The sequence below is a fragment of the Rothia nasimurium genome (assembly GCF_035916755.1).
GTDB lineage: Bacteria > Actinomycetota > Actinomycetes > Actinomycetales > Micrococcaceae > Rothia.
The window spans coordinates 1-20,925 of sequence record NZ_JAYWIX010000003.1 but is presented as its reverse complement, the minus strand read 5'-3'; the positions used below and the strand labels follow the sequence as shown (position 1 = coordinate 20,925).

20 protein-coding genes are annotated in these 20,925 nt (G+C 58.9%); 17 read left to right on the top strand and 3 right to left on the bottom strand.

The window, feature by feature from the left end; genetic code table 11:
* Positions 1 to 8 precede the first annotated feature (8 nt).
* A complete protein-coding gene (locus VSX42_RS03705; RefSeq protein ID WP_326503023.1) occupies positions 9 to 425 on the bottom strand; it encodes a DUF4870 domain-containing protein in 417 nt (138 codons plus the stop codon).
* 159 nt (positions 426 to 584) lie between these two features.
* On the bottom strand, positions 585 to 1,442 hold the full coding sequence (locus VSX42_RS03700; protein ID WP_326503246.1) for a DUF3097 family protein: 858 nt from the start codon (positions 1,440 to 1,442) through the stop codon (positions 585 to 587).
* Positions 1,443 to 1,619: 177 nt separating this feature from the next.
* Between VSX42_RS03700 and hrcA the strand changes: the two genes are divergently transcribed.
* The 12 genes from hrcA (at position 1,620) to VSX42_RS03640 (ending at position 15,057) form a co-directional block, all read left to right on the top strand.
* Positions 1,620 to 2,612 (top strand): heat-inducible transcriptional repressor HrcA, encoded by a 993-nt coding sequence (gene hrcA, locus VSX42_RS03695; RefSeq protein WP_326503022.1) that lies wholly within the window; start codon positions 1,620 to 1,622, stop codon positions 2,610 to 2,612.
* 46 nt (positions 2,613 to 2,658) lie between these two features.
* Positions 2,659 to 3,789 carry a molecular chaperone DnaJ gene (gene dnaJ, locus VSX42_RS03690; RefSeq protein ID WP_326503021.1) on the top strand — a complete coding sequence of 377 codons (1,131 nt, stop codon included), beginning with the start codon at positions 2,659 to 2,661 and terminating at the stop codon, positions 3,787 to 3,789.
* 9 nt (positions 3,790 to 3,798) lie between these two features.
* A complete protein-coding gene (locus VSX42_RS03685) occupies positions 3,799 to 4,557 on the top strand; it encodes a 16S rRNA (uracil(1498)-N(3))-methyltransferase (protein ID WP_326503020.1) in 759 nt (252 codons plus the stop codon).
* Between the two features lie 82 nt (positions 4,558 to 4,639).
* Complete coding sequence (locus VSX42_RS03680; RefSeq protein WP_326503019.1) at positions 4,640 to 5,740, top strand: PhoH family protein; 1,101 nt, start codon at positions 4,640 to 4,642, stop codon at positions 5,738 to 5,740.
* A 4-nt stretch (positions 5,741 to 5,744) separates the two neighbouring features.
* Complete coding sequence (gene ybeY, locus VSX42_RS03675) at positions 5,745 to 6,251, top strand: rRNA maturation RNase YbeY (RefSeq protein WP_326503018.1); 507 nt, start codon at positions 5,745 to 5,747, stop codon at positions 6,249 to 6,251.
* A gap of 3 nt (positions 6,252 to 6,254) precedes the next feature.
* Entirely contained in the window at positions 6,255 to 7,532 is a 1,278-nt protein-coding gene (locus VSX42_RS03670; RefSeq protein ID WP_326503017.1) for a hemolysin family protein, read from the top strand.
* 39 nt (positions 7,533 to 7,571) lie between these two features.
* The gene (locus VSX42_RS03665; protein WP_326503016.1) at positions 7,572 to 8,654 is read left to right on the top strand and encodes a GTPase Era; all 1,083 of its coding nucleotides are present in this window, start codon (positions 7,572 to 7,574) and stop codon (positions 8,652 to 8,654) included.
* 153 nt (positions 8,655 to 8,807) lie between these two features.
* On the top strand, positions 8,808 to 10,217 hold the full coding sequence (locus VSX42_RS03660) for an LCP family protein (protein ID WP_326503015.1): 1,410 nt from the start codon (positions 8,808 to 8,810) through the stop codon (positions 10,215 to 10,217).
* A 303-nt stretch (positions 10,218 to 10,520) separates the two neighbouring features.
* Positions 10,521 to 12,263: a 2-isopropylmalate synthase gene (gene leuA, locus VSX42_RS03655; RefSeq protein WP_326503014.1), complete on the top strand. Its 1,743-nt coding sequence runs from the start codon at positions 10,521 to 10,523 to the stop codon at positions 12,261 to 12,263.
* Between the two features lie 111 nt (positions 12,264 to 12,374).
* Positions 12,375 to 13,142, top strand: coding sequence for a DNA repair protein RecO (gene recO / locus VSX42_RS03650; protein ID WP_326503013.1), 768 nt, complete (start codon positions 12,375 to 12,377; stop codon positions 13,140 to 13,142).
* 3 nt (positions 13,143 to 13,145) lie between these two features.
* Positions 13,146 to 13,925, top strand: coding sequence for an isoprenyl transferase (locus tag VSX42_RS03645; RefSeq protein WP_326503012.1), 780 nt, complete (start codon positions 13,146 to 13,148; stop codon positions 13,923 to 13,925).
* A gap of 46 nt (positions 13,926 to 13,971) precedes the next feature.
* Positions 13,972 to 15,057 carry a quinone-dependent dihydroorotate dehydrogenase gene (locus VSX42_RS03640; RefSeq protein ID WP_326503011.1) on the top strand — a complete coding sequence of 362 codons (1,086 nt, stop codon included), beginning with the start codon at positions 13,972 to 13,974 and terminating at the stop codon, positions 15,055 to 15,057.
* A gap of 104 nt (positions 15,058 to 15,161) precedes the next feature.
* Here the strand turns inward: VSX42_RS03640 and VSX42_RS03635 are convergent, their stop codons facing one another.
* Entirely contained in the window at positions 15,162 to 15,731 is a 570-nt protein-coding gene (locus tag VSX42_RS03635) for a DUF3043 domain-containing protein (protein WP_326503010.1), read from the bottom strand.
* Between the two features lie 100 nt (positions 15,732 to 15,831).
* Between VSX42_RS03635 and VSX42_RS03630 the strand changes: the two genes are divergently transcribed.
* The 5 genes from VSX42_RS03630 to VSX42_RS03610 all read left to right on the top strand — a co-directional run bounded on the left by VSX42_RS03630 (position 15,832) and on the right by VSX42_RS03610 (position 20,893).
* Positions 15,832 to 17,226, top strand: a complete 1,395-nt coding sequence (locus VSX42_RS03630; RefSeq protein WP_326503009.1) for a M20/M25/M40 family metallo-hydrolase — start codon at positions 15,832 to 15,834, stop codon at positions 17,224 to 17,226.
* Positions 17,227 to 17,311: 85 nt separating this feature from the next.
* The gene (locus VSX42_RS03625; RefSeq protein ID WP_237185683.1) at positions 17,312 to 17,668 is read left to right on the top strand and encodes a HesB/IscA family protein; all 357 of its coding nucleotides are present in this window, start codon (positions 17,312 to 17,314) and stop codon (positions 17,666 to 17,668) included.
* A gap of 233 nt (positions 17,669 to 17,901) precedes the next feature.
* Positions 17,902 to 18,771 carry a cytochrome c oxidase subunit II gene (coxB, locus tag VSX42_RS03620; RefSeq protein ID WP_237205234.1) on the top strand — a complete coding sequence of 290 codons (870 nt, stop codon included), beginning with the start codon at positions 17,902 to 17,904 and terminating at the stop codon, positions 18,769 to 18,771.
* A gap of 10 nt (positions 18,772 to 18,781) precedes the next feature.
* Positions 18,782 to 20,482: a cytochrome c oxidase subunit I gene (gene ctaD / locus VSX42_RS03615; RefSeq protein WP_326503008.1), complete on the top strand. Its 1,701-nt coding sequence runs from the start codon at positions 18,782 to 18,784 to the stop codon at positions 20,480 to 20,482.
* Positions 20,483 to 20,491: 9 nt separating this feature from the next.
* Positions 20,492 to 20,893 (top strand): cytochrome c oxidase subunit 4, encoded by a 402-nt coding sequence (locus VSX42_RS03610; protein WP_326503007.1) that lies wholly within the window; start codon positions 20,492 to 20,494, stop codon positions 20,891 to 20,893.
* The last annotated feature ends 32 nt before the right edge of the window (positions 20,894 to 20,925 follow it).

Below are 20,925 nucleotides of genomic sequence, written 5' to 3'. Positions count from 1 at the left end.
CCGGGTGCCTACTTACCGCGGCGAGTGAGCTTGCTGAAAAGACGGGTATTGCCCTTGTACTGGTAGGGGTTGCCGCGGGTTACCTTTACACCGGCGATCAGAGCTGAGATAGCCAGGTAAGTCCAGGCCAGGGCAGCAATCAGGCCAAAGAGCCAGCCAATAGCCGGAATGTTGCTGAGCATGATAGATACAGCCAGAACCAGGGTGGGCAGCAGGGTGAAGTCGAGAGCTTCACGAGATTCCTGTTCGGTGAAGGGGCCGCGGCCTCGGTAGAGGTAGTAGATGACGGCCGAGGGAATACAACCTAGCACGCCCCCAAAGTGTGCAGCGGTTGCGATATTTCGGTCTGCGCTAACAGACAGGTGTGCAGCGGTTGCAGGTGACCCCTTGTAGGCGGTCGAGGAAGGTGCTGATGCGGTCTTCAAGAATTCTTCTCTTTTGAGGTTGAAGGGCGAATGAGTGATGCGCAGGCTTTTAATCCTACCAGTCACAATTTTAGTCAAAGCCGGGGCAGGGCGGTATATGTGAAGCCTACGAATTTATGGGGGAGCAGGACGATATTTGTCACACCGGCTGTACCCGCTCTAGCCTGCTGGCCCATCCAGGGTGACGAAGTCAATGAGGTGTTCTACCGGCCCTAAGAGTCTTGGTTCAAGGTCGGTGTAGGAGTTGACCCTCTTGAGGATGGAATCCCAGCCGGCGCGGACGTCCTCGGGGGTCTCTGCCGCCCGGCCGAAACGCCGCAGTATGCCGGTCTTCCAGTCTTCCCCGCGGGGGACCTCGGGCCAGGCCTGTAGGCCTAATACCTGGGGTTTGACAGCCTGCCAGATATCCACAAAGGGGTGGCCCACAATTAGCACATTATCACGGGCATCTGCCACCGCCATGGCCTCTTTCGCTATGCGCTCTTCCTTACTTCCCGCCACCAGGTGGTCTACCAGAATTCCAAGTTTACGGTGGGGGGCCGGGCCAAAACCTGCAACGGCTGCGGCAAGGTCATCAACCCCGTGTAGGGGCTCCACCACGATACCCTCAACCCGTAGGTCGTGGCCCCAGACCTTTTCAATGAGCTCAGCGTCATGCACGCCCTCAACCCAGATACGGCTGGCCCTGGCCGTCCGTGCGGGAGCGTTTTCCACCGCAACCGACCCCGACCGCGAAACCTGCCGTGTAGCGGTCTTAGGCTTCTGCTGTGGCTTGGTTAGGTCAATGCTGCGACCCTCAAGCAAAAAACCCGGCCCCAGGGGGAAGAACTTGATCCGGCCCCGCCGGTCTTCGAGACCCACCTGGGGGCCGGACGCCGTAACCCGCAGGGTTACTGCCTCCCCCACAAAGCCGGTGGCGGCGTCCTCTAACACCATGCCGGGGGTAAGAGGCACCTTGGGCAGGGCAGGGCGGTGTGAGGTGAGGTCAGCCTGACCCCAGGTATCGCGGTAGTCCATCGGTGTGTCTCTCACTCTCTCATCCAGGGGCATTAGCCATCAGCGTACCGAGTTCTGATTCTAGTTCAGTGGTATTAGAGTTAACGGGTAACTTAGCACTCAAGGTCATCAAGTGCTAACATAGCCCCGCAGACTTCTTCGCCCGCCTAGCGAAGACCTATGAGCCCAGGAGGTGCCGTGAACCACCCGAGACGCTTGCAAGTTCTGCAAGCCATCGTCGAAGAATACGTGCACACCCGTGAGCCCGTGGGGTCCAAAACCCTGCTCGAGCGGCACCAGCTGGGGGTTTCCAGCGCCACCGTCCGCAACGATATGGCGGCTCTCGAAGAGCAGGGTTTCATCCAAGCCCCCCACGCCAGTGCCGGGCGGGTCCCCACCGACCGAGGCTACCGCCTTTTCGTTGACCAGATATCGTCCCTACAACCCCTCTCTGACGCTGAAAAACGGGCGATTCACACCCTGCTCGATAGCGCCGAAAGCGTTGATGAGATGATGAAGACCAGTGTGCGTCTACTCTCATCGCTCACCCACCAGGTAGCTATGGTGCAGTACCCCACCGGCCCGGCTACCAGCGTGCGCCATATCGAGCTGGTCTCCCTCTCAAGCGCCACGGTGCTGCTGATCCTTATCACCGACTCCGGCCAGGTTAACCAACGTACCCTCACCCTTGCCCACAGCCCCGAAGAGCTTGCAGTAGCCCGCCAGCAACTCCTTGACCTCTACGCCAACCGTACGCTCGACAGCATAGCCGCAGCACCGGCGTCCACCCCCGGCAATAACCTGCTCGGCCCCCTCACCGAGGCCCTGCGCATACTCGCAGCCCAGGGGGCCTCATCGCAGGTGCTGATTGCGGGCACCTCCTACCTTGCCGCCTCGACCGTAGATTTCAGAGGCAGCATCGCCCCGGTGCTCGATGCCTTAGAAGAGCAGGTTGTGCTCCTCAAGCTACTCACAGACCTAGACCACGATGAACGCGGATTTGCCGTGAGTATCGGCTCTGAGAACCGCAGCGAATCCCTGGCCGAGACCTCTGTCGTCGCCAGTAGCTACGGGCCCGGGGGAGCTGCCCACGTGGGAGTCGTTGGCCCCACCCGCATGGACTACACCAGCACCGTCTCCAAGGTCAACGCCGTAGCCCGCTACCTATCCAAGATTTTGGGCCAGGCCTAGCCCTGCGCCTACCCCCTTTAAACCAGCCCATCGAAAGAGAGAACCAGTGAGCAGTCACTACGAAACCCTCGGCGTCTCACGCGATGCCAGCCCCGAAGAAATCAAGAAGGCCTACCGCAAGAAGGCCCGCCAGTTGCACCCCGACATCAACCCTTCGGAAGAAGCTGCCGAGGAGTTCAAGCGCGTCTCCCTCGCCCACGATGTGCTCTCTGACCCCGAAAAGCGCCGCATCTACGACCAGACCGGCAACGAAAACGGTACCGCCGGTGGCTTCGGTGCAGGAGCAGGCGGCTTCGGCGGGGGCTTTGGTGGCTTCCAAGACATCTTCGATACCTTCTTCAACTCTACCCCGCGTGGCCCCCAGAGCCGCGTCCGCCAGGGCCAGGACGCCCTCATCAACGTCAAGATTGACCTCAAAGATACCGTCTTCGGCACCAACAAGCCCATCACCGTTGATACCGCCGTTACCTGTGACCTCTGCAAGGGTGAAGGAACCGCTGAGGGCACCCACCCCGAAACCTGCGACACCTGCCACGGCCAGGGCTATATGCAGCGCCAGGTCCAGTCAATTCTGGGCACCGTCGTGCAGCCCGTTGAGTGCCCCACCTGCCGCGGGTTCGGCACCGTCATTAAGCACCCCTGCGCTGAATGCTACGGCGAAGGCCGCGTGCGGGAACGCAAGCCCCTCACCATCAAAATTCCCGCAGGCGTCACCAACGGCGCCCGCATCCGCCTGGCAGGCCAGGGCGAAGCCGGCACCGCAGGCGGTCCCAACGGTGACCTCTACGTTGAGCTGCGCGTCAACCCCGACCCCACCTTCAGCCGGGACGGCGATGACCTGGTAGCCACCGTAGGTGTGCCCATGACCGCTGCGGCCCTGGGCACCACTATCACCCTCGACACCTTCGACGGCCCCCAGCAGGTACAGATTCCCACCGGAACCCAGTCAGGTGACGTGGTGACCCTCAAGGACCTGGGCGTTACCCATCTGCGCGGCGGCGGCCGCGGCGACATCCGTGTGCAGATTGAGGTGCGCACCCCCACCGACCTCACCGAGGAGCAGAAGAGCCTGCTCAAGCAGTTCTCCGAGCTTCGCGGCGAAGACCTGCAGGTCAGCGAAACCGTCACCCACAAGCAGGGCGGCTTCTTCTCCCGCCTCAAAGATCACCTCAAATAGGACGATTCCATGAGCAATGCTGTCTACTACATCGAACCTGACGAGCTGGCTGCCCTGACGCCAGGTGCCACCCTGCACCTGACTGGCGATGAGGGGCACCACGCCCTCGTCAAACGTCCGGAACTCGGGGAAGGGCTCGATGTGGTAGACGGTGAGGGCAACCGCGCTATCACCCGGGTTACTGAGCTGGGCCAGGACGGCCCCGTGCTTGAGGTCCTCGAGCTCACCGAAGATACGGTGGGGGTAGAGATATACCTGGTGCAGGCCTTGGCTAAGGGGGATAGGGATATCCAGGCCATTGAAATGGCCACCGAGCTGGGTGCCCACGGTATTGTGCCCTGGAGCGCCGACCGATCGATTGTGCGCTGGAAGATGGAGCGGGCCGTCAAAGCACGGGCTAAGTGGCAGAATACGGTGCGGGCAGCAGCGAAGCAGTCCCGCCGGGCCCTGTTGCCCCCGGTCTACGAGCAGCACTCGACCGCAGATTTAGCCGATCTTGCCCACGAGCTGGGGGAGGACGGTCTCTTCCTGGTTCTCCACGAGCAGGCAGACTACCGTCTCACCCAAGCTCTTGAAAAGTACCTGACCGATCGGGTGAAAGAGGTCTACTTTATCGTTGGCCCCGAAGGCGGTATCAGCCCCCGAGAACTCGACCTGCTCGCAGAAGCCGGGGCCCATACGGTGCTGCTTGGCCCAGAAATCCTCCGCAGTTCCACCGCCGGTGCAGCCGCTATTTCTGCCCTCAACGTTGCGCTAGGACGCTGGTAAATCCCGTTCTGCTACAGGTAAAGTAAGAACTACCGCGTACGCTTTGTATTTCAAGGAGCTCTGACAGCCCGCACGGGCATCTATGACTACCTCATCTACGGCTAGCAGCCGCCCCCTCTCTGTTGCCCGCACCTTTTCCTTCCGGTCAACCGAAGAGATGGTCGCGGTGCTTGGCCCCCACGACGGAAACATCACCCTGGTTGAGCAGGCCTTCCCTGGTCTTGCCATTCGCCCCAAGGGGCTAGACGTCATCGTTACCGGCCCCTCAGAAACTGTAGCCACCACCGTCCGTCTGCTGGCTGAACTCACCATTTTGGTAGAGAACGACACCCAGGTCACCGGCGAGGTGGTCAAGCGCATCATGGGCATGATGACCGCCAGCCTCTCACACCCAGCAACCGCGATCAGCCAGAATATTCTGAGCTCCCGGGGCAAGAATATTCGCCCCAAGACCATTAACCAGAAGTCCTATGTCGATGCTATCGATGCCAACACGGTGGTCTTTGGTATCGGCCCGGCAGGTACCGGTAAGACCTACCTGGCCATGGCCAAGGCGGTACAGGCCCTCCAGTCAAAGGAAGTCAACCGCATTATTCTGACCCGCCCCGCTGTTGAAGCTGGCGAGCGCCTAGGCTTCCTGCCCGGGTCGTTGAACGAGAAGATTGACCCCTATCTGCGCCCGCTTTACGATGCGCTGCACGACATGATGGACCCCGAGACCATTCCCCGCCTGATGGAGGCCGGGACAATTGAGGTGGCGCCCCTGGCCTATATGCGCGGTCGCACCCTGAACGACGCTTTCATTATTTTGGACGAAGCGCAGAACACTACGGTGGAGCAGATGAAGATGTTCCTGACCCGCTTGGGCTTTGGCTCCAAGATGGTGATTACCGGTGACGTCACCCAGGTGGACCTGCCCGGTGGTCAGGCCTCAGGTCTGAAGCAGATTCGCCAGATTCTTGAGGGTATTGACGATATCCATTTCGCGGTTCTGCAGGCCGAGGACGTGGTGCGCCACTCCCTGGTCTCGGATATTGTGAGTGCCTACGATAAGTGGGACGATGCCAAGACCTCGATGGAGCGCCGCCGCAATCGCAAGGTTAAGCGCCAGACCATTGAGGCTGCGGCCGAAAAGCTACTACAGCAGTCAGGTATCGATGTAACCCCCGAAGAGAAGGCCTAGCCCCGTGAATATTGAGTTTGATATTGAAGAGCCCGGCGCAGAGGCGAGCGACTTTGTGCGTGAGTCTTTTGAGGCTGTCGATACCGGTGTGCTGGAGAAGCTGGTAGCCCACGCCTTTACTCACATGAAGGTTTCACCCGATACCGAGCTGTCTATCGCTATTGTGGGCGAAAGCGAAATGGAGCGCATCCACATCGATTGGATGGACCTGCCCGGCCCCACCGACGTGATGAGCTTCCCCATGGACGAGCTGACCCCCGGTACCGACGAGGAGCCGGCCACCGGCGTCCTCGGCGATATTGTCTTGTGCCCGCCCGTTGCCGCCCGCCAAGGGGCAGACGCCGGCCACAGCACCCTCGATGAGCTCTGCCTGCTCACCACCCATGGCATCCTCCATTGCCTGGGCTATGACCACGCTACGGCGGAAGAAGAGGCTGAAATGTTCGGTATTCAGCGCACCATTCTTGAAGAGTTCCTGGGGCGCCCGGCACCTGTAGAAACGAGGCACTAACCGGTGCTTTCTTCTGCTCTGCTGGCCTGCGCCGTCCTACTCTTAGTCCTAGTGGGCTACCTGCTCACCGCCGTTGAGTCGTCCTACACCTACCTGCCCCGCTCTGAGGCCCAGCGCCTGGGGGAGGAGCCCGAGAACAAGAGTATTCGGGCTATTCTCGCTGACCCCGAGCCCTACTTCCGCTCCCTGCGTATCTGGCGGGTTCTGGCTGAGGTGTCTTCGGTCGTCTGTTTCTTCCTGCTGGTCCACGACCTGTTCAGCCGCACCTGGGTGAGCATCCTGGTCACCCTGCTGGTCATGACCGTTGTGGTCTTTGCCTTCTTCGGGGTCGCCCCCCGCCTGGTAGGCCGCACCAAGCACACCCAGGTCTTCTCGGCGATGGCCGGGGTGGTCTACGGGCTGGGCGTGCTGACCCGCCCCTTCTCGTCCGCTCTCACCGCCCTGTCCCGCAAGGTCAGCCCCAAGGACTCCGAGCAGGTTACCGGCATCTTCACTGAAGATGAGATTCTTGAGTTCGTTGACCGCGCCAGCTCTTCTGAGGCTATTGAGGACGACGAGGCCGAGATGGTGCAGTCCATCTTTGAACTCGATGAGACCCGCATCCGCTCAATTATGGTACCGCGTGCCGATATGGTGACGGTTGACGTGACCGAAAGCCTGGACGATGCTATCTCCCTCTTCTTGCGGTCGGGCTACTCCCGTGTGCCGGTGTTGGGGGAGTCCTTTGATGATGTGCGTGGCATGCTCTACCTCAAGGACGCCCTGGCCGCCTCACGCGAGGCAGGGGCAAACCTTGAGAGCCTGGGCATTACCTCTCTCATGCGCCCGGTCCGCTATGAGCCAGAATCCAAGCGCGTGATGGATCTGCTCAAGGAAATGCAACGTGAGTCTACCCACGTCGCAGTGGTCGTTGATGAGTACGGCGGAACCGCCGGTCTTGTAACCCTAGAAGATCTCATTGAAGAACTGGTCGGCGATATCTCTGACGAGTACGACAACGAGAAGCCCGAAATTACCCTGCAAGAGGACGGTACCTTCAAGATTAGTTCCCGCCTGAGCATCTGGGAGCTGGGCGAGCTCTTCGGCCTAGAACTTGATGATGAAGACGTTGATACGGTCGGCGGTCTGCTAGCTAAGCATCTGGGCCGGGTACCGATTATCGGCAGCGAAGTTGTTGTTGAGGGCATTCACATTAAGGCCATTGGTTCTCGTGGGCGCCGCAATAAGATTGGCACACTCTCTGTTTGGGCAGACCCCGCGCTGCAACACCCTGTAAAGTAAAGCCAAGACATTACTTAATCCCATCATTGGAGTATCTGCATGGAGTTTGCTTCCTTCCCCGACGACTATACTGCGGGCTTTGCCGTTCTGGTAGGCCGCCCCAACGCCGGTAAGTCAACCCTCACCAATGCGCTGGTCGGGCAGAAGGTCGCTATTACCTCCAACCGCCCGCAGACTACCCGCCACACCATCCGCGGTATTGTGCACCGTGAGGACTTCCAGCTGGTGCTGGTTGATACCCCCGGCCTGCACCGCCCCCGTACCCTGCTAGGTGAGCGTCTGAACGACATGGTGGCGCAGACGCTCTCTGAGGTCGACGTCATTGGTTTCTGCATTCCTGCCGACGAAAAAATCGGTCCCGGTGACCGCTACATTGCGCAGCAGCTAGCGGCCTCGGGCAACAAGCCCATCGTAGCTATCGTCACCAAGGCCGATAAGGTGGGCCATGAGCAGCTGACCGAGCAGCTTCTTGCCGTTTCGGCGCTGGGCGACGAGATTATGAGCGCTGAGCGGGCTGCCCGCCAGCAGCGCCGCGAACGTCAGGAACGCAAGAAGAAGGGGGAGGAGCTTCCCTTCCGTAAGGGCAGCGGCCCGGCCGCTACTCGCGAGAAGGGTAAGGCTGCGCCTGTTCCCGTTAATGACGGCCGTGGCGGCTGGGCAGATATCATCCCGGTTTCTGCGGTCAAGGACTACCAGGTAGAAGAGGTCGCGAAGCTCCTTTCCTCCTACCTGCCTGACTCACCCCCTCTGTACCCCACCGGCGAGCTGACCGACGAGCCTGAGGCCACCCTGGTAGCTGAACTGGTGCGAGAAGCGGCTCTGGAAGGCGTGCAGGACGAGCTGCCCCACTCGGTAGCCGTCACCGTTGAAGAGATGGAACTGCGCGAGGGCCGTAGCGAGGATAACCCCCTGCTCGATATTCACGTGAATCTCTTTGTGGAGCGAGACTCCCAAAAGGGGATTATCATTGGCAAGCGGGGAACTCGCCTGAAAGAAATCGGTCAAACTGCCCGTAAGAACATCGAGGCCCTGCTCGGTACCAAGGTCTTCCTCTCCATTCACGTGAAGGTTGCCAAGGACTGGCAGCGCGACCCCCGTGCGCTGGGCAAGCTGGGCTTCTAAGTTTTCCCCTCTTATCAGGAGTTTCCTCCCAGTTTTACCCCTAAGCTGGGCTGAAGAATCGGTCACCCCCGTACCGTAGACGAATCGGAGATACCTTTTATGGCGCCACAGGGTCAGCCCCCGCAGCGAGTTGTTACGCCCCTGGGGCGTCATATGAGCAACCAGCCCCTTAAGTCCCAGCGGGTCAAGTGGATAGCACTCTCGTGCGTTGCCCTTCTCGCTATGGTGGTTGCCTTTAGCGGTTTTGCCCTGGTGCGTTTGCGCAGCAACGTGCAGACCGCCGAGATGAACATTGGTGAGCTGTCGTCGAACCTTGCCAGTGGACCTCTCGATATTCTCGTGATTGGTTCCGATACCCGTGCCGGTAACAACGGGGCCTACGGTACTGCTGAGGACGCCGCATCCGGGGCCCGTTCCGATGTGATGATGCTGGTTCAGGTGAGCGAAGACCGTTCAAACGTCAACGTCATCTCCTTTCCCCGCGACCTCATGGTCGATATTCCCAAGTGCACCGACGCTGAGACGGGCGAAGTCTACCCGGCCACCGAAGAAACCCAGATTAACGAGTCTCTCGAACGCGGCGGTCCCGGCTGCACCGTGGCCACAATCAGCAATCTCACTGGCGTGGCTATCGACCACTTCATGCTGGTGGACTTTAACGCCGTCAAAGCCCTATCGAGCGTCGTGGGTGGCGTTGAGGTCTGTGTGACCGAGCCGATTGACGACACCTACAGCGGGCTCAAGCTCCCCGCCGGAACCTCAAGTGTTGAGGGTGAACAGGCCCTGGCCTTCCTACGTTCTCGTCACGGCTTCGGCGACGGTAGCGATACCGCCCGCATCCAGGCTCAGCAGAGCTTCCTGGCCTCCCTGCTGCGGAAGGTCCAGGCTGAAGGAACTCTCACTAACCCGGCCATGCTACTCAACATCGCTGAAGCTATTACCCAGAACGTCACAGTCGATAAGGAACTGACTAACCTGGGTAATCTGGTAAGCATCGGCTCTATCTTTGCCAACATCGACCTGAGCAAGGTCGTCTTTGCAACCGTCCCGAACGAGCCCTACGTCTACGACGAGAACAAGCTCCAGCTCTCTGCTGATGCAGAGGCTTTCTTCACCAAACTTCAGAGTGATGAATCCCTGGTCGAGCCTGCCCCCGCTGCCACTGCCAGCGCAAGTGAATCGTCCGCACCTGCCGTTGAACTGGCCTACTCCCTGGGGGTGAGTGTCACCGACGCCACCGGTGATGAAAACCGGGCCGAAGAGCTAGCTCCCAAGATTGAGCAGGCTGGCTTCACCTCAGTCACGATAGATACCACTGATGCGGTCTACACCGAGTCGGCAATTTACTACCCCTACGGCTACGACGCTGAGGCTCAGGCTATTGCTGACCTCTTCGGTATCACCTCGCTGATTCCCTCAGACCTTTATGTGGGTATAGCTGTCATTCTGGGCGAGGACCTGGCTGAGAGCGATACTATCGCCGCTCCTACCACTGAAATCGCGGCCGGGGCTACCGGTCAGACTGCCGACCAGGTAACCTGCCAGCAGTCCTTCAGCTACTAAGCACCCACCCAGCGGTTCCATATAGTGGACGGGGGGGGGGCCGGGGGGTCCGCCCCCCCCGCCGCGGGCTTAACGGGGACGTTGCGTGATTTACCCACCCCCCCCGGGGTTCATTCTCGTGGGGGGGCGGGGGCGGGTGCCGCCCCCCCCCGTCTCTGCGTGATACCGTGACAGTATGAGTGAGATGACACTGGTACTCCTTATCTGCCGTATCGAAGCGCCCCGGGTGTAGCTTCGATACGGGTCAGTGCTACCCGGGACGCCCCCCCTTCCTCACCGCTCTCAACATCTAAGGTCATCACGATGAAAAACTTTCAGAAGCCCTCACCCATGCCCGCACACAAGTATGTGCCCTTTGACCAGCAGATTCAGGTTTCCCTGCCCGACCGCACCTGGCCTGACAAGACCATGACAAAGGCCCCCCGCTGGTGCGCTGTCGATTTGCGTGACGGCAACCAGGCCCTGATTGACCCCATGGATACCGAGCGCAAGCTAGCCATGTTCAAGCTCTTGGTCAAGATGGGCTACAAGGAAATTGAGGTCGGCTTCCCCTCAGCTTCAGCCACCGACTTTAACTTCGTACGTACCCTCATCGAAGAGGGCCACATTCCCAACGACGTCACCATTCAGGTGCTGGTGCAGTGCCGTGAGCACCTGATCCAGAAGACTTTTGAGGCCATCGACGGGGCTCCCAAGGCTATCGTCCACTTCTACAACTCCACCTCTGTGCTGCAGCGCCGCGTGGTTTTCAACCAGGACCAGGACGGTATCTTGGACATCGCCCTCACCGGTGCCCGTCTCTGCAAGAAGTACGAAGAGCAGCTAGCTGGCGACACCAAGATCACCTACGAGTACTCACCTGAGTCCTTCACCGGCACCGAGCTGGAGTACGCGGTGCGGGTCTGCAACGCTGTCACCGATGAGCTGGGTATTGGAGAGGGCAACGAGGTTATCATCAATCTTCCGGCCACCGTTGAGATGGCTACCCCTAACGTGTATGCCGACTCCGTAGAGTGGGTCAGCCGCAACCTGACCAACCGGGAGCACGTCATTCTCTCCCTGCACCCCCACAATGACCGGGGTACCGGTGTAGCTGCGGCTGAGCTGGGCTATCTGGCCGGCGCAGACCGTATCGAGGGCTGCCTCTTTGGCAACGGTGAGCGCACCGGTAACGTTGACCTGATTACCCTGGGTCTGAACATGTACACCCAGGGTATCGACCCCGAAATTGATTTCTCCGATATCGACGAGATTCGTCGAACCGTTGAGTACTGTAACCAGCTGCCCGTTCACGAGCGTTCCCCCTACGGCGGCAACCTGGTCTTTACCGCCTTCTCAGGCTCGCACCAGGACGCCATCAAGAAGGGCTTCGAGCGCATGGAGAAGGACGCTGCTGAGCAGGGTAAGAGCGTCGATGATTTGGTTTGGGCTGTTCCCTACCTGCCCATTGACCCCAAGGATCTGGGCCGTACCTACGAGGCTGTGATTCGTGTGAACTCCCAGTCGGGCAAGGGCGGTGTGGCCTATCTGCTCAAGAAGGACTTTGGGCTCGATTTGCCCAAGCGCGCCCAGCAGGAGTTCTCTGCTATTGTGCAGGCTCAGACCGATGCCCAGGGCGGTGAGGTTGAGAGCAAGGCCCTGTGGGATATTTTTGCCGATGAGTACCTGCCGAGCAGGGAAGCGGACGCCCGCTGGGGCAAGTACCGCATTGAATCGCTCTCCATTGACTCTGAGGAGCACGGCGAGACCACCATGCGGGTTGGCCTGAATATTGCTGGCCATACCTACAACCGAGTGGGTCAGGGTAGCGGCCCCATCGAAGCCCTGCAGTCAATTTTGGCCAAGGAGGGCGTGGACGTCCGCGTGCTCGACTACTCGGAGCACACCCTGGCTTCTGCTGCGAGCGCCCAGGCAGCCTCGTACATTGAGGCAGCGGTGGGGAGCAGGGTGCTGTGGGGTGTCGGTATCGACAGTTCAACTACCCGTGCTTCACTCAAGGCGATGATTTCAGCGGTGAACCGCGCACTGCGCGACGCTGCTGAGTAGAGCATAAGTGTGGGCCGTGCCGGGACAACCGGCACGGCCCACCTTTTGACAGTGCCCCGTATAACAGACCAAGGTAGAGACCTGGCACACTGAATGTGGGAGAATAAAGACGTGACTTCAGCGCTATCTACGACTAAGACCATTCGTGATAGCGCTATTGTTTTACGCACCCAGGATTTGGGGGAGCACGACCGCATTATTATCCTGGCTACCCGGCAGCGGGGGATTCTGCACGCAGTAGCCAAGGGAGTTCGCAAGAGTAGCTCAAAGATTGGTGCCCGGCTTGAGCCCTTTATGCTGGTCGATATTTCGGCGGTCCCCGGCAAAAACCTCGCCACAATTTCGCAGGTTGTTACTCGCCGTGCCTATTTGGGGCCGATTATCAACGACTACACCCGCTACACGGTCGCGGCTGTCTTAGCAGAGGTGGCAGAGCAACTTCTCAACCACGAGCAAGAGCGCTTAGAGGAGCAGTTCACGCTGTTAGCCGGCGCCCTCTCAGCCCTAGCGCGGGGCACCTACCCGCCCCACCGCGTCCTTGATTCCTACCTGCTACGAGCCCTGCACAGGGCGGGCTGGAGCATGGCCATTGGTGCCTGTGCCGCCTGCGGTAGTCTGGATAACCTCACCTATATTTCCCCCTCCCTGGGGGTGCTGTGTACCGGGTGTGCGCGCACCGGGGACTTCCCCCAGCTCAGTCCCTTGGCTCCTGAAGAACCGGCCTATTTAGCAGCTCTAGCCACCGGCGACTGGCCCGGCGTTTTGAACGAGCACCCGCCCGCACTCCGGCAGAGGGCAGAACGGCATATCATGGACTATGTGCAGTGGCAGCTTGAACGGCCGCTCAAAACCCTGACTACCCTAGAGAAGGAAATCTAGTAGATGACACCGGTGAAGCCCTACAGCCACCCCAGCGGAGCCGTAGCCCCTGCGATTCCGCGCAAGTTCGTGCCCCAGCACGTGGCCGTGGTGATGGATGGCAACGGACGCTGGGCCAACGAACGCGGCCTACCCCGCAATGAGGGCCACCGAGCCGGTGAAGCAGCCCTGCTCGATGTAGTAGCTGGTGCTATCGAAATGGGTATTCCCTATGTTTCTGCCTACGCCTTTTCAACCGAGAACTGGCGCCGCAGCCCCGACGAGGTCGCCTTCCTTATGCGGTTCTCTTCTGAGGTTCTAGAACGTCAGCTAGAGACCCTCAAAAGCTGGGGGGTTCGCATCCGCTGGGCTGGCCGGCGGCCCAAGCTCTGGAAGTCGGTCATCAACCTGCTCGAAAAGTGCGAAGAAGAAACCAGGCACAACACCCTATGCACCCTGACCATGTGCGTCAACTACGGGGGTAGGGCAGAAATTGCGGACGCCGCAGCACTGATTGCCGAGGACGTAGCAGCCGGCCGCCTCAAGCCCAAGCACATCAACGAAAAAATCTTCCAGAAATACCTCGACGAGCCCGACCTGCCCGACGTTGATCTTTTCCTCCGCACCTCTGGTGAACAGCGTTTCTCTAACTTCCTTCTCTGGCAGAGTGCCTATGCCGAGATGGTCTTTATGAACGTGCTCTGGCCCGATGTTGACCGTACGGTGCTGTGGCAGGCGGTAGAAGAATACGCCCGCCGTGACCGCCGCTACGGTGGGGCTGTTGATAAGGTGACCCAACCCTAAGTTTCCTCCCACACTAGGCGAAAGCCGCGGCTGAAAGGGGTCCGATATGCGGATCTACCCAACCCTGTTCAAACTCTTCTTCAAACCCATGGACGCTGAGAAGGCGCACCATGTGGGCATGTGGGGGGTGCAGACCCTTCGCCGCACCGGTATTTCTCGTCTGGGGGGTCGCTACTTTGCGCCTCACCCGTCACTGGCTACCGAGGTCATGGGCCTTACTTTCCCTTCCCCCTTCGGTGTTGCCGCTGGTTTTGATAAGGGCGGTAAAGCAATTCCGGCGCTTGGCAACCTGGGCTTTGGGCATATTGAAATCGGTACGATTACCGGTCAGGCTCAGCCGGGCAACCCCCAGCCCCGTCTTTTCCGCCTGGTAGATGATAAGGCCATTATTAATCGAATGGGCTTCAATAACGACGGTGCGGCAGCAGCTGGGCCTCGTGTTGCAGCTGCCCGCGCTGATCTTGAAGCCGAATATCGGGGTAAGGTACGCCCCGTCATTGGTGTCAATATCGGTAAAAGCAAGGTGGTAGCCCTTGAGGACGCCATCGAGGACTACCTGGTGAGCACTCGGGTTCTTGCACCCCAGGCTGACTATCTCGCTGTGAATGTCAGCTCGCCGAATACCCCGGGGCTGCGTGACCTTCAGGCGATTGAGACTCTTGAACCTCTACTTGAGGCTATACGTGCTGAAGCCGACCGCGTAGTGCAGGGCCGCCGTGTGCCCCTGGTTGTGAAGATTGCTCCTGATCTGGCCGATGAAGATATTAAGGACGTTGCCGCGATGGCTCTGCGTCTGGGGCTAGATGGCATTATTGCCACGAACACCACGATTGCCCGTGATGGGCTGGGCCTGGTTAGCCCTCAAGCTAAGGTTGAGGAAATTGGTGCGGGTGGCCTCTCAGGCGAGCCCCTCAAGAAGCGTTCCCTTGAGGTCCTCCGCCTGCTGAAAGCTGAGGTGGGGGACGAGCTGGCACTTATCTCGGTAGGTGGAGTTACCACCGCTCAGGACGTCGCCGACCGCCTGGATGCGGGCGCCAATCTGGTGCAGGGTTACTCTGCTTTTATCTACGAAGGCCCCCTGTGGGCAACTCATATTAATCGTGGACTATTGAAATTGCGGAAAACCCGCTAGACTAGACACGTGAGATCATGACACAAAGGGGCGCTACCTCTTGCAAGAGGTAGCGCCCCTTTGAATTTAAGGTTGAAAGCTAGCGGATTTACTCCGCTCTGTCCTTACTTGGGGTATTCGCCGCGCTTAACCTGAGGCTTGGGCAGGCGGAAGCGACGAAGCATCATGACGCGGTTGAAGGCGTAGAAGCCGGAGCGGGGCTCAATGGAGCCAAACTTTTCGGTCAACTTCTTCTTGAGCCCGCGCCACATAATCATGTAGTCGATGACCCAGAGCAGAATCATGCCCCACATCAGCAAGATGGTGTACTGCTGCATGCTGGGGGAGAAAAGGCCCACGATAAAGACAGCCAGGATGACGATAATCATGATGTCACCTACGTTGAAACGGGCATCAACGTAGTCACGGATGTAGCGGCGCTGGGGGCCACGATCGTTGGCGGGCAGGTAGCGCTCATCGCCGGTTTGCAGGGCCTGCTGCTGCTTTGCCCGGAACTCACGGTCAGCTTCACGCTGGGCGTTCTTTGCAGCCTTGCGATCTGCGGGAACCAGGGGAGTGCGGCGGGCAGCTTCACGTTCTTTACGGGAAGGGGTAGGACGCCCCTTGGGCGCGGTATACCCTGGCTGGGTGGTTTCAGGGGTTTCGTTTGTTACCGGGGTAGCGTCGGCAACCACAGAACCAGCATTTTCTGATGATTTCTTATTACGACCAAACACTCCTTAAGAATAACCAAGTTCGTGCGTAGATATACAGTCAGAGCGTATTCTGAGATGTATGACAACACACGATTTTGATTTTTCTGCCCGCCCGGCTCTAGCAACCTACATCGAAGAGAACTTTGAAGCTCAGCTTGAACATCTAGCTGAGCTCGTCGCCATTCCTTCTGTCGCCTGGGAGTCTTTTGATCTTACCGAAGTACAGCGCAGTGCTGAAAAGGTGAAGAGCCTGGCTGAGGACGCCGGTTTTGAAAGCGTTGAGATCCTCTCAGCAACCTACGGGGAAGGCCAGCAGGGTATGCCTGCGGTCGTAGCCCACTCACCGGCTGCACCTGGTTTACCCACCTTCTTGCTGTACGCCCACCACGATGTGCAGCCAGCTGGCGACCGCTCCCTCTGGGAGACCGAGCCTTTTGTCGCCACTCGCAAGGGCGATCGCCTCTACGGCCGCGGAGCTGCGGACGACAAGGCCGGCGTCATCGCCCATCTGGCCGCTTTTAAGGCTGCGCGTGAAGTACTGGGCGACGACTTTAAAGTTGGCGTTACCCTCTTTATCGAGGGTGAGGAAGAAGCTGGTTCACCCAGCTTTGATAGCTTCCTGCATACCTACCGCGACAAGCTTGCTGGCGACTACATCGTTGTAGCAGACTCGGCTAACTGGAAAACCGGTGTACCGGCCCTTACCGCGGGCCTACGTGGTGTAGCGAGTGGTGATATTTCTGTACGTGTGAGCAGCCACTCGGTTCACTCCGGCATGTTCGGAGGGCCTCTGCTGGACGCCAATACCGTCCTTATCCAGCTACTAGCCACCCTGCACGATACTCAAGGTTCAGTTGCAGTTGAAGGTTTGGTTACTGCACCTGAACCTGACGTTGAATACCCTGAGGCTGATTTCCGCACCGATTCTGGCATTCTCGACAGCATGAAACTGGCAGGTCAGGGCTCCATCTCCTCCCGCCTCTGGTCCCAGCCCGCTATCTCCGTCATCGGCATGGACATCACCTCGATTGCCGAGTCCTCAAACACTATTGCTGCCACAGCCAAGGCGCGCATCAGCGTTCGTCTGGCCCCCGGCCAGGATCCCGATGCAGCCCACCGGGCGCTTGCCGAGCACTTTGTCCGCCACAACTATCACGGGGCAGAGGTGACTTACCGTGCCGAAGACTCCGGCCAGCCCTACCAGGCCAACCTTTCTGGCAGCGGCGCCCAGCTAGCCCTGGCGGCGCTGGGGGAGGCCTGGGGAGTTGAGCCTGTCACCACCGGCATGGGCGGGTCTATCCCTTTCATTGCGACCCTCACCGAGGTCTACCCCGAGGCCCATATCCTGATTACCGGCATCGAAGACCCCGACACCCGCGCCCACAGCGCCAACGAATCCCTCTTCATCCCTGACTTCCAAAAGGCGATCCTGGCTGAAGCCCTCATGCTGGCAGCAGCTCACACCGCCAACTAGGGAATTCACTTGATTGCGAACATCTCGCGCCCCGCACCCAAGAGGCGTAAGATTGACATCAAAACAACCCACGAAAGGATTGCTCATGTCTGAGGCAGTACTTGAAGATCTCCCCACCCACGGCGTTAACCTCACCGAGGTTGCAGCCGGTAAGGTTCGTTCCCTGCTTGAGCAGGAAGGACGCACCGACCTGCGCCTGCGCATCGCTGTGCAGCCCGGCGGTTGTTCAGGCCTGATTTACCAGCTCTACTTCGATGAGCGCGTGCTCGATGGCGACGCCGTCCGCGACTTCGACGGCGTAGAAGTCATTGTTGACCGCATGAGTGTTCCCTACCTCGAAGGCTCAACCATCGACTTCGAAGACACCATTCAGAAGCAGGGTTTCTCCATCGATAACCCCAACGCCCAAGGCTCCTGCGCCTGTGGAGATTCCTTCCACTAAGCGTCCGCCCAGACCGCTTCACAGGTGGGGGTATGCTCCGGCATACCCCCACTTTTCTGTTTCAGCCCACCCAAACATGAAATACTTATGTAATGACACGTCAGTTCATTGACAGGTTGTCACCAGAAACGCCCGTTTGAGGGTAAGCTCGTATTGAAAGAATTAACACCTGGGTTAATGCTGTCCACACGCAGCACCAGGTGACACGCACATCGCTACAGGAAGGGCCGTCTGTGAGTTCGCAGCATCGAACCAGCAGCAAGGGGCTTAAGGGCAAGGCAGTAGCCGCTGCCACAGCCGTTTCAGCGCTGCTCTTGACCGGTTGTTCAGAACAGGCATCAGTGGGCTGGCTGCCCACTCAGCGTGGTGTAACCGATAACGCTGATACCATCATGGACCTCTGGATTGGTACATGGATCGCCGCATTGGCTGTAGGTCTTGTGACCTGGGGCCTCATGCTTTGGTGCATCATCGCCTACCGCCGTCGCAAGTACGAAACCGGCTACCCCCGCCAGGTGAGCTACCACGCTCCGCTGGAAATTTTCTACACCGCTATCCCGATCATCCTGATCGTCAGCTTCTTCACCTTCTCAGACCGTGCCGAGCGCGAAATCACCGCTCCCAAGTCTGAAACCGCCGATGTCACCATCGAGGTTTACGGTAAGCAGTGGGCATGGGACTTCAACTACCTCGACGAAAACGTCTACTTCGCTGGCGTCCAGGCTCGCCTCGATAAAGAAGGCAACGTAGGAGTTGAGGAAACCCTCCCCACCCTCTACCTGCCGGTCAACTCAACCGTAGACCTGCAGCTCAAGTCCCGTGACGTCATCCACTCTTTCTGGATTCCCGCCTTCCTTGAGAAGCGTGACACCATTCCCGGCATGACCAACCACATGTACTTCACCACCGGTTCCGAGCCCGCTCGTTACCAGGGTAAGTGCGCCGAACTCTGCGGTGAGTACCACTCAGAGATGCTCTTCAACGTTGAAGTTGTCAGCCAGGAAGACTACGACGCCTACATCCAGTCACTGGAAGATGAAGGCAACATTGGCCGTCTGGGTGACGAATACAACCGTAACCCCAACATGAACACCAACAACTAAGAGGTAACCCGTGACTACTCTTGAGTATTCAGCTGAGACAACCGGTAGCGTTGTCCCGCGGGTGGTTCCTAAGTCCAAGGGACGAATCATCGTCAACTGGCTGACTTCCACCGACCACAAGACCATCGGGTACATGTACCTGATCGCCGCGTTTATTTTCTTCTGCTTTGCCGGTGTCATGGCTCTGCTTATGCGCCTGGAGCTCTTCACCCCCGGTATGCAGTTTCTTGAAACCAAAGAACAGTTCAACCAGCTCTTCACCATGCACGGCACTCTGATGCTGCTCATGTTTGGTACCCCGCTGTTCACCGGTTTTGCTAACGTCCTGGTGCCCCTGCAGATTGGTGCACCCGACGTTGCCTTCCCCCGCCTGAACTCCCTGGCCTTCTGGTTCTTCCTGTTTGGCTCATTGGTAGCCATCGCTGGCTTCCTTACCCCCCAGGGTGCAGCGTCCTTCGGCTGGTTCGCTTACGCTCCGTTGAACAGCACCACCTACAGCCCCTCTGTCGGCGGTGACCTCTGGATCTTCGGCCTGGCTCTTCAGGGCTTCGGCACCATCATGGGTGGTGTCAACTTCCTGACCACCATCCTCTGCATGCGCGCCCCCGGCATGACCATGTGGCGCATGTCGGTCTTCACCTGGACCACCCTAATCACCGCAATCCTGATCATCATGATCTTCCCGCCGCTGGCGTCCGCCCTGTTCGCCCTCGGTATGGATCGCCGTCTCGGTGGCCACATCTTCGACCCCGAAAACGGTGGTGCCGTCCTCTGGCAGCACCTCTTCTGGTTCTTCGGTCACCCCGAGGTTTACGTTCTGGCTCTGCCCTTCTTCGGCATCGTTTCAGAAATCATCCCCGTCTTCTCACGTAAGCCGATTTTCGGTTACAAGGGTCTGATTTTTGCAACCATCGCCATCGCGGCTCTGTCAGTGACCGTGTGGGCACACCACATGTACGTCACCGGCGCGGTCATGCTGCCCTTCTTCTCTTTCATGACCATGCTGATTGGTATTCCTACCGGCGTGAAGTTCTTCAACTGGATCGGCACCATGTGGCAGGGCTCCATCACTTTTGAGACCCCCATGCTCTGGGTTATTGGCTTCCTGATTACCTTCCTCTTCGGTGGTATCACCGGTGTTATCCTGGCAACCCCGCCGCTGGACTTCCACCTGTCTGACTCCTACTTCGTGGTCGCTCACTTCCACTACGTCATCTTCGGTACCCTCGTCTTCGGTATGTTCGCAGCTCTCTACTTCTGGTGGCCCAAGTTCACCGGCAAGATGCTGAACGAGCGCCTGGGCAAGATCCACTTCTGGCTGCTCTTTATCGGCTTCCACATGACCTTCCTCATCCAGCACTGGCTCGGTGTCGACGGCATGCCCCGCCGCTACGCAGACTACATGCCTGAAGATGGCTTCACCTGGATGAACCAGCTCTCAACTGTAGGCTCCATGATTCTGGCAATCTCCATGATTCCCTGGTTCTGGAACGTCTACACCACCGCCCGCAACGGCAAGCGTGTTGAGGTTGATGACCCCTGGGGCTTCGGTGGCTCACTGGAATGGGCAACTTCTTGCCCGCCCCCGCGTCACAACTTCACCGCCCTGCCCCGTATCCGTTCAGAGCGTCCTGCACTTGACCTGCACCACCCTGAACTGTCCACCAACAACGACATCGCTGCAGCAGCCCGCCAGGCAACTGCACACTAGGAGGCCACTGTGAAACTTCTTGCAAAGATTTTCGGTTTCATCGGCGTCTTCCTGATTCCCGTTGGCATCGTCTACGGTCTGATGACTGACTTCACCGAGTGGGCCGGTTTCCCCGCGATTCTGGCTACCGCCGTGATGTGTCTCTTCCTCTGGTACTTCCTGAACTTCACCGACAAGAAGCACCCCGACATGCCCTACGAGAACCTCGAAGGTGAAATCGCTGATGGCGCTGGCGACTACGGCTTTTACTCACCGTGGTCATGGTGGCCCCTCTTCATCGGTGTTGCTTGCACCATCGTTGTTGTAGGTTTGGCTATCGACTGGTGGATCGTACTCGTAGCCGTCCCCTTCGCAGCAGCAGCTGTTCTGGGTTGGGTTTACGAATACAACCGCGGCGACCACGCCCACTAAAGCCTTACCTGGCACAAAGGGTGGGGCCCCAA